The following is a 12876-nucleotide window of genomic DNA, read 5'->3' as shown; positions in this document are numbered from 1 at the left end:
ACTTTCTTTGCTAACTCAAAAAGTCTAAGAAGTTCAACTCTTAGACTTTTTCTTATTCATCAAATAGTAGCTCATACATTTTTGTACTCAATGGCTTTTCTAGCAGCAAGTTCATCCCTACCGCAGCTTTTTTCTTTGGCCCCAGTAATTCTTCCTTGACCGTATCCTTTTGAATATCTACCTGTCCTAAATAGTAAAATTGCTTGCCAATCGCATCGCTCTTCTTAACAAAAAGCAACAGCTTCATCTGCGGAGTATTAAGCAGTCTCTGAACTTCATCTGATTCTAGATGACGGGGCGATCTCGTATACCAGCGCAAACAGCGACCGTCTTCTAGCGTATTATGGTACAAAGCATTGCGCTTTTTAGTCGAATCTTTTTGATAAGTAATAAAAATAGGCGTTTCGTTTTCGTCTACACGATAGCCATACATAGGTGCGGAAACATCTTTGGGCCAGTTTAACAACCGACAAACATCTTTACGATCATATTGCTGGTAAAGGGTAAATTGTTTGTGATTGTCATAGTCTTGATTAAGTGCCAAACCCGTTTTAATCACATCTCTAAATAATTTCCTAAAAGTTTCATTTTGGTTAAGAGATTGTGCCAATATTGGTGCTAATGAATAGTCAAACAAATCAATTTTGACTATAAGAGGTTGACCGCCATACTGGTCTTTTTTCGTTGTCTTGCCTTGTTTGATGTCAAAAAAGTTCAAAGAAAGAATATCTTCTACTGAAGTCAGGACCTTTTCATTAACGTAAGCACCATAATCATGCAAGACTTGCTCAAATTCTTCTTGACTAACCTGGTCTTTTTCTAAAAGCAGCTGCAATAGTATTAGTTCATGTGGTCTTTTCCCATTTAATAATTCCTTGGTAACAAAAGACAAAACGCCATCTTCATAATCACTTAGCTTCACAGGTTCACCCATTTTAATCAAGAAGTCGCCATAATGTTTAAGACTATGGTTATTCGCAAAAACCATAGGTGAGGTTGAACCATAACGATAAAAATCAAATAACAGAGGCGGACGTCCTATTTTTTGCGCTAGTTCTTGATAAGACTCACGTAATTCTTTGATGCTGTCCAATTTAATCTTATCAAGTGAAGCCAAAATTTGGGCAGAAGCAATTTGACTGAAGTTAATTGTTGAAACATCAATAAAGCTGGGAAGCATGCTTTCCTCGCGAGCCTTATCTTGCGAACGACTGTCATCCTGATTCAAAGCGATCGGAATCAGATAATTATTTTTGTAGTTACCAATAAAGTCAATGACAGTCACATAATCTTTACCAGGATATTTACGCAAGCCGCGACCCAGCTGCTGGATAAAAACAATGCTGGACTGCGTATTACGGAGCATAATAATCTGATTTAAAGCCGGAATATCAATTCCTTCATTAAAGAGGTCAACGGTAATAATGTAATCAATTTTGCCCTGTTCCAGTTGCCTGACTACTTGCAGCCTTCTTTTTTCACTATCTTCATTAGTTAAAGCAACTGCTGGATGCTTACGTTCTGAAAAAGCCTGCGCTAATTTACGCGCTTCTTCTTGGCGACTGCAAAAAACCAGCCCTTTGGCTTGTGAACCGCAGTAGCCATAGTAATCCAACTGTTTTAAAACATAATCAACACGCTCTGGCGCAAGCAGTCTGCGCAAGTTAGTAGTTTCGTCAATCGTTGCACCATCTACTTCATAGTCCTCAACGCCAACATAATGAAAAGGTGCAAGCATCTTTTCTTCCAGTGCTTCACGCAAACGGATCTCATAGGCTAAATTATAATCAAATAAGCGGTAAACATCCTGATCATCCATTCTTTCCGGCGTAGCAGTCATCCCCAGCCAAAATTGTGGCTTGAATTTGGCAAAAATACGCTGATAACTTGGTGCAGCCGCCCGATGAGCCTCATCAATCAAAATGTAATCGAAAGTTGTTGCCTCCAAGCTGTCAAGTATATCTGTCTGGCTTAAAGTTTGCACTGTAGCAAAAACATATTTGCAGTCAATCTGATGCTTATGTCCTGTTAATAGCCCATAATCAGATGACTGGCCACCAATCACTTGGTAAAAACTTTTTAAAGCCTTTTTGGCAATTTGCTCGCGGTGGACAACATAAAGAAATTTATGAGGCTTAAAGTCTTTGACTGCAAATGCTCCCAAATACGTTTTGCCTGTTCCTGTTGCTGAAACTACTAGACCACGTTTTTGCCCATTATCAATTAGTCCCTTTAATTCATGCAAAGCCTCTTCTTGCATTTCATTAGGTACAATTTTAGCTTTTTCATTTAACTGAGCCCCTGATTGCGACTGTGGTTTTACCCAATTTTGTTCATATTCTGCTATCCAACTTTCAGATAAGGGCATACTGTTTCTTTTTAATTCATGTAACTGCTGGGCAATCTGCACAGTTAATGTAGCATTATTCTTTGAGCTAATCTTCAAAGCCCACTCACAGTTACTGAGCAAAGCTGCCCGGGTAAAATTAGCGCTGCCGATAACTAAAGTCTGCCAATCTTCGTGTTCAAAAAGATAGCCTTTAGCATGAAAACCGTTTTTAGAGGTGATTTTAACGCTTAAATTGGGAATTTTTAACAATTCACGGAAAACTTTAGGGTTGTTAAATCCTAAGTAGTCACCTGTAATTAAAGTACCCGTAATATTTCTTTTAGCCAAATCAGCCATGACTACTTTAAACGGAACAAGCATATCTTGAGTAATAAAAGCCACTGCCCAGGTAAAACTTTGGCAGCTAAGAAGCTCTTGACGCAGCGTCAGCCAGATATTCTCCTGTTTGTTATTTTGCAACAGTTTTGGTCCTAATAATTCATGTCCTGGATAGCTGGGATCATACAAACCGTTAAGAATGGCATCCTGCAAAGGCTCATTCATTCAACATCACCTCAAAGCTATTTTACACAAAAGAAAAAGAAACCCAACCCTTTGGATCTCTTTTTATTACTATTTATAAATCTATTTCCAATAAAATTGGGCAGTGATCGGCGCGCTCCCCAGTATCCATCATCTCGGAACGCTTGACCTTATCAGCAATTCTATTGCTTGTCAGCCAATAATCAATTCTCCAGCCTGAATTATTAGCCTTAGCAGTCCTTACACGTTGAGCCCACCAAGAGTAAACTCCCTCAACGTTGCCATTTATTTTTCTAAAGGTATCGGTGAAGCCGGCCTTAAGCATTTTAGTAAAATCTGCTCGCTCTTCATCTGTAAAACCGGCAGAATGATGGTTTGTATCCGGATGTTTCAGGTCAATTTCATGGTGGGCACAATTATAATCTCCACTAGCTAATACCGGTTTTTCCTGATCCAACTTTTGCAAATACGCGATATATTTTTCATCCCATACTTGCCGTTCACTCAAGCGCTTTAGACCATTACCTGAGTTTGGCGTATAAACTTGGGTCACAAAATACTCAGGAAACTCCAACGTAATAATTCTGCCTTCATGATCCATCGGTTCTGGTGCCCCAATCAGGGGATAAGTTACTTTGGGCTTGAGTTCTTTTTTATACAAAAACATAGTACCAGCATAACCTTTACGGGCCGGTTCTTCTGATGAGCGCCATACTATATCATATTCTGGACACTCTTGAGCTAATATTGCCAAATGTTTTTTGGTAGGTCCTGTCGAGCGCAACTTTGTTTCTTGAATTGCGACAATATCTGCATTTTGAGCATGTATTTTTTCTAAAACCTGGCGTGTTGCCACTGCACGCGAGGAAGTTCCTGTTAAAGCTGCATTAAGTGAATCAATATTCCACGAAATTAAGATCATTTTCTTCTCCTTATTAATCATTTCTTTCATTATATAGTTTTTTCACAGGGACTCAAAATTTCTATGATTCTTAGCAGTATTATTTTTTACCAACTTGCACGTAATTCCATTAAATTTGCTGTTATTTTTTTCACTACCTTAGCAAAAAATATTTGTAATTTTCTTATTTTGCTATAATCCCTTTTGCAGCATAAATGTAAGCGATTACCGACATAGCAGTATTTTTTAAAAAATAATTTTTTCACATTTTTATATTTTTCAATCACGTTAAGCAAGTGTATAATAGCACAAGAGACAACAATAATAATCTTTGGAGGTTAGATTTTATGACTAAAATTTATGCTTACGCCATTCGTAAAGATGAAGAACCATATGTACATGAATGGAAGGAAGCTCACAAGGATGTTGATGTTGATTTCACTGATCAACTTCTCACCCCTGAAACGGCTGAATTAGCTAAAGGTGCTGATGGTGTTGTAACTTACCAGCAACTGGATTACAAGGCTGATACTATTGAGGCTTTAGACAAATTAGGTATTCACAACTGGTCAATCCGTAACGTTGGTATTGACAATATTGACCTAAAGAAAGCTAAGGAATTAGGCTTTAAGATCACTAATGTTCCGGTATACTCACCAGATGCCATCGCTGAACACGCTGCTATTCAAGCTGCCAGAGTTTTGCGCCAAGACAAGGTTATGGACGAAAAAGTTGCTAAGCATGATCTGCGCTGGGCACCTACAATTGGTCGCGAAGTACGTGACCAAACTGTTGGTGTTGTAGGTACTGGTCATATTGGTCAAGTATTCATGAGAATTATGGAAGGCTTTGGCGCTAAGGTTATTGCCTACGATATCTTCAAGAACCCAGAATTAGAAAAGAAGGGTTACTACGTTGATGACTTAGATGAACTTTACGCTAAGTCTGACGTTATTTCACTTCACGTTCCTGATACTCCAGAAAATGTTCACATGATTAACGATGATTCAATTAAGAAGATGAAGGATGGCGTTGTTATTGTCAACGTTTCCCGTGGACCATTAGTTGATACGGATGCAATTGTTCGTGGTCTTGACTCAGGTAAAGTTTTTGGCTTCGTAATGGATACTTACGAAAATGAAGTTGGTATTTTCAACAGTGACTTCAGTGGTAAGGACTTTCCTGACAAACGTTTAGCTGACTTGATTGCACGGCCAAATGTTTTGGTAACTCCACATACAGCCTTTTACACTACTCATGCTGTTCGTAACATGGTTATCAAGGCTTTCGACAACAACTTGAAGCTAATTAAGGGTGAAAAAGCTGATACTCCAGTTGATTTAGACAAAGAGTTTTAGTCTCTAAACTTATTTTCCCTTCTTAAATACACTTTATTGTCAAAAAAGACATCAGATAAAATTGTGATATGACCCCCAAATTTAGGACAAATTTGGGGGTCATTTTTATGTCCAAATTATCTAAACAAGATAAAGTTGAAATCTATCATCTTTGGCACGATTATCAAATCAGCCCTGCTGAGCTAAGTCAGCGTTATCGTGTTGGCAAGACTAATATTAATTACTTGTTAGCTTTAATTGGCCGTCACGGTCTAGCTATTTTAGATCAGCCTTTCACTGCTTATACAAGTAATTTTAAGGAGCAAGCTCTTAGGCGAATCATAGTTGAACATGAGCCTGCCCGTCGAGTATCTATTGACTTGGGCTTAAAAAGTAGTGGCATGTTGTCTAATTGGCTGCGCGAATATCGTAAAAATGGGTATAATATCGTTAACAAGCAGAGAGGACGACCGCCCCATGACCAAAAGAGAACAGCTGATCAAACAGGAAAATCATCGGCTCAAGCAAGAGAACGACCGCTTACGCCAGCAGAACTTAAAGCTGAAAATCGAGAACGAATTCGTAAAAAAATTGAGCGTCTTAGTCGACCAGCGGACCAAGAACCGCAAGCCGCGGAAATAGCCCAGGCAGTTACCCAACTAAGGCGCGAGCTTAAAGTCAGCGTAACTTTTATTCTTGATGCCATTAATGCCAATCCCAATCTGCCGCACTTATCCCGTAGTAATTACTACTACACTTTAAAGAAGAAGGACAAAGAGCGGGATAATCGAGAAATAATGGCAGAAATCAAAACTATCTATGAAGAACACAAGCACCGCTATGGCTATCGCCGCATTACTGCAGAACTTAGGCGTCGCGGTTTATTAGTCAACCATAAAAAGGTGCAGCGCTTAATGAACAAGCTGAAACTGTTTGGCATAGTCAGTAAACGCTGGCACAAATACAGCAGCTATCGCGGCACTCAGGGTCCGATTAAGCCTGACCTGATTAAACGCAGCTTCAGTGCGGTTTATCCCAATCACAAATGGTATTCAGATGTGACGGAGTTTAAGCTCAAGGGGCAAAAGACCTATTTATCACCGATCATTGATGGCTGCACTCAAGAGATTGTTTCCTATACCATTTCCCGCAGCCCTAATCTTAAGCAGACCATGGATATGTTAAGAAAGGCCTGGGACAAGCATCCGGCACTGAATGGCTTGATCTTTCACACTGATCAAGGCTGGCAATACCAAAACGGCCAGTTTCAAGCATGGCTCAAAAATCGTGGCATTAGCCAATCAATGTCACGCAAGGGCAATTCGCTTGATGATGGGTTAATGGAAGGCTTCTTCGGCATACTCAAACGAGAAATGTTTTATGGCTTTGAAAAACAGTTTAAAAATCTCACTGAACTGGAAGATGCGATTAGAGACTACATTGAGTATTACAATCAGAATAGAATCAAAATCAAACTAAAAGGACTAACTCCGCTTGAATATCGGAAGCTAGTCCTCAGTTAGCAGCTAATATAAAGTGTCCTAAATTTAGGGTTCACATCATTATCTGGTGTCTTTTTAATTGATTATTTTAATTAGCAGAAGTGTTTACCGCCTGAATTAGCGCGTTTCTAAAGCCTTCCTCTTCCAGTTTAGTTACACCCCTAATTGTCGAACCGCCCGGCGTTGTAACTTCATCTTTTAACTCTTCGGGCAATTTTTTACTAATGAGTGCCAACTTACTAGTACCTAAAAGCATCTGGTTAATTATTTCGTATGATTCGGCTCGGTTAACTCCATTCTGTACTGCGGCATCACTGAGAGCTTCAACCATTAGATCAACGTAAGCAGGCGTGCAACCAGCTACAGTACCATAAATGCCTAGTAGTTTTTCAGGCACAACGTAAACTGCTCCCATTTGGGTAAAAATATTTTTGACAGTAGTGATTACTGCCGGCTTTTCATCAGGTATAAAGCTGGCAACTGTAATACCTGCACCGATTTGTACCGGTGTATTGGGCACTATTTTGGCAAAAGAAGTTTCTGCTGGCAGCTTTTGATTAATTTGAGTCAGATCACCACCGCCAGTTGACAGGATAATGCCGTGATATTTTTGACCTAAATTTTTGATGATTGTTTCAGTGGCAGATCCGCCTACCGCTACTATAACTGCTTGACAATCATTAAAGTCCTCATAATTATTAATCAAGCTTAAGTGACGTTCAGCTGCCATTTTTTGCGCAGTGTGATGGCGTCCACCGTCAAAAACATAAATGTCTTCACTAGGATTTTGGGCATTCAACAAGCCCTCAATAATTGCAGAGCCAATTTTACCAGCTCCAATAAAGCCAATTTTCATCAACAAGCACCTTTTAAAAATCTGTTTGATCTGGATCATTTGCTACTTGAGCTGCTCCATGCAAACCATCAAGTTTTGCCATATCAGCCTCAGTAATAGTAAAGTCAAAGACCCGCAAATTAGCTTCAAGGCGCTCGCGATGAACTGATTTTGGTAGTGGAACGAAACCATGTTGCAACGACCAGCGTAATAAAACTTGTGCTGGACTCTTATCATAATGCTGCGCAATAGAAACTACCGTGTCATTAGCAAACAAACCACCTCTACCTAGTGGTGAATATGCTTCGCTCAGAATACCAAGTTCTTTATTATAAGCCGTCACGTCTTCTTCCATATCACTAGGGTTAAGATAAATTTGATTAACGGCAGGACGAATCTTAGCAGTTTTCAGAAGTTCATCTAAGTGCTTACGCCTAAAGTTAGAAACGCCAATTGCGCGAATTTTTCCTGCTTGAACTGCCTCTTCCATTGCCTGCCAGCTTTCCGCATTCAATTCAGCCCAGTGATCACGCACCGGAGCCGGATTAGGCCAATGGATTAAGTACAAATCAAGATAATCTAAATCCAGTTTAGTTAAACTTTCATCAATTGCTGCTTTAGTTTTCTGGTAACCGTGATGATCATTCCACAACTTAGTCGTCACAAATAAGTCACGCCTGTTAACTCCACTTCGTTTAATGCCCCGGCCAATGCTTTCCTCATTGCCGTAGGCAGCAGCAGTATCAATTAAACGATAACCGAGACTCAGCGCATCCTCAACGGTTTTTTGAGCAACTTCACCATCAGGAGTTTGCCAAGTTCCCAGTCCGATAGCTGGAATTTTGACGCCATTATTTAATTCATAAGTGTCATTTAAAGATTGAATTTTGCTAGTCATAATTTTTCACCTCTCACCACTATTATACCGAACTGAGCTATACTTCTACAGCAAAAGATAGCAATTATTGCGGCTGTTTTTGAAAGTCGCTTTTGAGTAAAGTTACAAATTGCGGATAAGTAGTTACTTCATACAGCGGATGCAGATTCATCTTATTCTTGCGCCTGCGATGGTTATACCAAATACTGTCAAAACCATAGTTTTCTGCTCCTAATATGTCTGACTGCAGTCCGTCACCAAAAAAGACAGTATCTGCTGGACCAATATTAGTATGAGCAAAAAAGTAATCAAAAATACGGGTATCAGGCTTAGAAAAACCAGCTTCTTCAGATGTCACAATTAAAGAAAAATAATCCTTAATCCCCGCTAATTCCAAGCGATGCCTTTGCATGAAGGTCTCACCGTTGCTTAAAACCGTTAAGCAATAATTTTGTTTACGGGCATACCGCAAAGTATCCATAACTCCCGGCAGCAACTTGTACGACTCACCAAAATAAGAACGATATTCATTCATTATTGTTAAGCCATCAACTGCAATGCCCAAATTTTCTTTAATAAAATTGGTAAAAGCCATTCTACTCAGCTGATCATAATTGATCTTGCCTTGTTCCAGCTTACGCCACAGTCCTTGATTATATGCATGGTAATCACGTTGCATCTCATCAGTTAACTGCCAATGATGTGCTTTAAAGAGACTATGCAAAGCAAAGCTTTCCGTGGTAGCAAAGTCAATCAAAGTATCATCAACATCAAAAATTATTTGTTTATAACGCAAGCAATTTCTTCCTCTCCAAATATTCCTAAGAATATAATGCGTATTCACTAAAAATAGTGTGGAGATTCATTATAACAATATTTCACTGATAAAGGACATAATTAACTATTTTTAAATTTTGCTTACATTGCTACTGCTATTTCACAAAATAAGATATAATATCCTTTAATTTAAGCAAAAGGGGTGATTGGGCATGTTTACATTATTAGTGATTTTGTTTCTCATTTGGCTTTTGGTCAAAATGGGAATTGGGATTGTCAAAATCCTATTTTTCCTTTTAGCTTGTGCTCTTGCTTTCTTTTTCTTAATTCACTTATTCATTCCTGCAATTATTTTTCTGGGCTTAATCTTCCTTTTCTTCGCAGCAGTCAGGCATTAGTTTTACTTTAAAAAAATAAAGATATATTCAAGCATAATAAGTATTAGATTCAACTTATTGTGCTTTTTTCTTGCTTTGAATTCTATATATTTTTTTATTAGTCCCAATAACCTACTCGGACATCAAGTTAAGACTTTTGTTCGTGTTTAGATGCAATCTTTGCTCTAGAAAATACAAGATATTGTGGTATAGTTCTAATTGTAGCCATAGATGATGTGTCTGTGGAACAATTTATCAATTTTAAGGAGTAACTTTGAACATGAAAAATACGAGCATAACCTTAGATCAGGGTTACATTGATCAAGTGAAACAAAATGTCACTCCCCATTGGGGAGAGCTTGGCTGGGTTACTTATAAAAGGACCTATGCCAGATGGCTTCCTGAAAAAAATCGTTCCGAAAATTGGGACGAAACGGTTAAACGCGTAATCGAGGGCAACATTAATTTGGATCCCCGTCTCAAAGATTCTCCTGCAACAGAAGTAGTTGATGAACTAACAAACGAGGCTAAGGATTTATTTAAACTGGTTTACGGTTTAGGTGCAACACCTTCTGGAAGAAACCTGTGGGTTTCTGGTACAGACTACCAAAAGCGCAATGGTGACTCTCTGAATAATTGCTGGTTCATTGCTATTCGGCCGCAAAAATATGGTGACAGTCATATAGTGCCAGATTATTTAGGCCAAGAACAAGAAGCCGTTTCAATGCCCTTTTCATTTCTTTTTGACCAATTAATGAAAGGCGGCGGCGTTGGCTTTTCTGTTGTGAAAGACAATATTAAAAAGATTCCTGCAGTTGATAATAAAATCGACTTGGCAGTCGTAATTGACAAAAAGAGTGCTTCATACGCAGATTCAGTTAAGTTGGGTGCGACTGACAAAGCTGAATGGGCTAAGCAAAATGAAGATAAGTCAGATTATATTTATTACAACTTGCCTGATACCCGCGAGGGCTGGATTTTAGCAAACGCTCGTCTAATTGATATGCACTTTAATCAAACCAATTCTGAAAATAAGACCAAACTGGTACTCGATATCAGCAGAATTCGTCCTTACGGAGCTAAAATTCACGGTTTTGGCGGCACTGCTTCTGGACCAATGCCATTGGTGGAAATGCTTTTTGATATTAACAACATCATTAATAACCGTGTTAACAGCAACTTAACCTCTGTTGATTGTACTGATATCTGCAATTTGATTGGTAAAACTGTTGTTGCCGGCAATGTCAGAAGGTCAGCAGAGCTCGCTTTAGGTACGAATACTGACCAAGACTTTATCACGATGAAACAAGATAAAGATAAACTCTACCACCACCGCTGGGCCTCAAATAACAGTGTAGCTATTGACTCTAACTTTAATGAATACGAACCAATCGCAAACGGTATCAGGGAAAACGGTGAACCCGGAATAGTTAACCTTGACTTATCTCGTAATTATGGCCGGATTATTGACGGCTATCAAAAAGATATTGATGGTGACGTTGAAGGTACTAACCCTTGCGGAGAAATTTCCTTGGGTAATGGTGAACCATGCAACCTGTTTGAAGTATTTCCATATATTGCAGAACAAGAAAATTGGGATCTGAAAGACGTTTTCAGATTAGCAACTCGTTTCGCTAAGCGGGTAACCTTCAGTGACTATGACTGGGAAATTTCCCGTAACATCATTTATAAGAACCGGAGAATTGGTGTTTCCATGTCAGGTATCCAAGACTGGCTGTTAAACGATTTGGGTCACCGCGTTGTTACCGGCTTTGAAGACAGTATTGATGAAGAAACTGGTGCAAAAATCAAGAAACCAATTTACGATCCTCAAGGAATTAAAATGGTTACTGAAGCTTACCAAGCCGTCATCGATGCTGATAAAGAATACAGTAAGACTTTGAATTGTAATGAATCAATAAAGCACACAACTGTTAAGCCTTCAGGTACTGTTGCCAAACTGGCTGGAGCTTCTGAGGGAATGCACTTCCACTATGCCGGTTACCTCATTCAAAGAATCAGATTCCAAGCTTCTGATCCGCTGCTCAAAGCACTTGACGCTTGCGGTTACTATTCAGAACCAGATATATACTCACCAAACACGACTTGTGTTGAATTTCCATTACGTGCTGCTCACGCTGATAGTAAAAACTTCGCTTCAGCTGGCACAGTTTCAATTGAAGAACAGTTTGCAACGCAAGCATTCCTGCAAACTTACTGGTCAGATAATGCAGTCAGCTGTACCGTTACTTTCCAAAGCGACGAAGGCGACAAGATTACTTCACTCTTTAAACAATACCGACATGTAATTAAGTCAACTTCACTGTTGCCATACTATGGTGGTTCGCTCAAGCAAGCGCCAAAAGAGCCGATCGATAAAGAAAAATACGAAGAAAGAAAAGCCCAGATTACCGGTGATGTCGCTCAAGTCTTTGCTGAGCAAAATGATGATCAAAAAGACTTGGAGTTAGTTGACCAAACTGACTGTGAATCCGGTGCATGTCCTGTTAAATAATTTAAGTAGGCGAATTTATAATTATGAAAAAAAGCAAGCTGCCAATAATTGCTAGTGTTGCAACCATTTTTGCCTTTACTTTATCCGGTTGCCAGAACAATCAGACCCAGCAAAAACCTAAAGCAAATAATAATATTTCTGTTAGCTATGTTTTAGCTACGAAAAAAGATACAGAAAAAAAGACAGTTAAAGTACCTAAAAAGTCTACTGTTATGACTGGTCTAAAAAAGGCCTGGAAAGTAGACAGCAATAAAGGGTTCATTACTGCAATTGATGGTAAAAAGCAAAATGCCAAAAAGAAAATATACTGGACTTACACCGTTAACGGAAAATACGCTACCAAAGGTGCTAACCAGCAAAAAGTCGCAAGTAACGATAAAGTAAAATTAACTTTAGCAAAAATGAAATAAAAAAGTCCGTGCAAGCGACTAAGTACGAAATATTTTAGTGCTTGCACAAAAAATTTATAGATTGGGAGTTTTTATATGAAAAAAAGCAAATTATCTGTTTTAACCGGAATTGCCACTATTTTTACCTTTACGTTTGCAGGTCTTGAAACAACCCAAAACGTCCAACAGGTTGATGCCAGCAGCAAGATTAAAGTCACTTATACTCTGAAAGTACACAACAAGACTTACAAAAAGAAGACTGTTAAATTGCCTAAGCACTCAACAGTAATGCGCGGTTTAAAGAAATGCTGGAAAGTAAAGAGTACGAATGGTTTTATTACTTCTATTGCTGGCAAGAGCCAAAAACCAAGTAAAAAAATCTATTGGACCTACAGAATTAATGGTAAGTTCGCCCAAAAAGGCGCAGCAATTCAAAAATTGGCAAACAAAGACAAGGTTAAATTTACTTTAGCAAAAACTAACTTCTAAAGTTT

The 12876-nt window shown here is 38.8% G+C and carries 10 protein-coding genes; 5 read left to right on the top strand and 5 right to left on the bottom strand.

The annotated features are described in order from the left end of the window. Positions 1-52: 52 nt before the first annotated feature. On the bottom strand, positions 53-2893 hold the full coding sequence (locus DKL58_RS00400; protein ID WP_109585689.1) for a DEAD/DEAH box helicase: 2841 nt from the start codon (positions 2891-2893) through the stop codon (positions 53-55). A 73-nt stretch (positions 2894-2966) separates the two neighbouring features. Continuing rightward, positions 2967-3794, bottom strand: a complete 828-nt coding sequence (locus DKL58_RS00395; RefSeq protein WP_109585688.1) for an exodeoxyribonuclease III — start codon at positions 3792-3794, stop codon at positions 2967-2969. Positions 3795-4120: 326 nt separating this feature from the next. Between DKL58_RS00395 and DKL58_RS00390 the strand changes: the two genes are divergently transcribed. Both DKL58_RS00390 and DKL58_RS00385 read left to right on the top strand, forming a co-directional pair. Continuing rightward, a complete protein-coding gene (locus DKL58_RS00390; RefSeq protein WP_034978727.1) occupies positions 4121-5131 on the top strand; it encodes a D-2-hydroxyacid dehydrogenase in 1011 nt (336 codons plus the stop codon). A gap of 107 nt (positions 5132-5238) precedes the next feature. Beyond that, the gene (locus DKL58_RS00385) at positions 5239-6633 is read left to right on the top strand and encodes an IS3 family transposase (RefSeq protein WP_338034133.1); all 1395 of its coding nucleotides are present in this window, start codon (positions 5239-5241) and stop codon (positions 6631-6633) included. 67 nt (positions 6634-6700) lie between these two features. Here the strand turns inward: DKL58_RS00385 and proC are convergent, their stop codons facing one another. The 3 genes from proC to DKL58_RS00370 form a co-directional block, all read right to left on the bottom strand. Beyond that, on the bottom strand, positions 6701-7468 hold the full coding sequence (proC, locus tag DKL58_RS00380; RefSeq protein WP_162542304.1) for a pyrroline-5-carboxylate reductase: 768 nt from the start codon (positions 7466-7468) through the stop codon (positions 6701-6703). Between the two features lie 13 nt (positions 7469-7481). Then, positions 7482-8345: an aldo/keto reductase gene (locus DKL58_RS00375; protein WP_109585686.1), complete on the bottom strand. Its 864-nt coding sequence runs from the start codon at positions 8343-8345 to the stop codon at positions 7482-7484. 64 nt (positions 8346-8409) lie between these two features. Further along, positions 8410-9120, bottom strand: a complete 711-nt coding sequence (locus DKL58_RS00370; RefSeq protein ID WP_109585685.1) for a YjjG family noncanonical pyrimidine nucleotidase — start codon at positions 9118-9120, stop codon at positions 8410-8412. Between the two features lie 638 nt (positions 9121-9758). Here DKL58_RS00370 and nrdJ point away from each other — a divergent pair. The 3 genes from nrdJ (at position 9759) to DKL58_RS00350 (ending at position 12871) form a co-directional block, all read left to right on the top strand. Beyond that, entirely contained in the window at positions 9759-11993 is a 2235-nt protein-coding gene (gene nrdJ, locus DKL58_RS00360; RefSeq protein ID WP_109585683.1) for a ribonucleoside-triphosphate reductase, adenosylcobalamin-dependent, read from the top strand. A gap of 23 nt (positions 11994-12016) precedes the next feature. Beyond that, the gene (locus DKL58_RS00355; protein WP_109585682.1) at positions 12017-12403 is read left to right on the top strand and encodes a DUF4430 domain-containing protein; all 387 of its coding nucleotides are present in this window, start codon (positions 12017-12019) and stop codon (positions 12401-12403) included. Between the two features lie 75 nt (positions 12404-12478). Continuing rightward, positions 12479-12871 (top strand): DUF4430 domain-containing protein, encoded by a 393-nt coding sequence (locus DKL58_RS00350; RefSeq protein ID WP_109585681.1) that lies wholly within the window; start codon positions 12479-12481, stop codon positions 12869-12871. The last annotated feature ends 5 nt before the right edge of the window (positions 12872-12876 follow it).

This window comes from Lactobacillus kullabergensis, from assembly GCF_003151025.1.
GTDB classification, from domain to species: domain Bacteria; phylum Bacillota; class Bacilli; order Lactobacillales; family Lactobacillaceae; genus Lactobacillus; species Lactobacillus kullabergensis.
The sequence above is the reverse complement of the archived record's forward strand: the minus strand, read 5'-3'. Positions and strand labels throughout refer to the sequence as shown.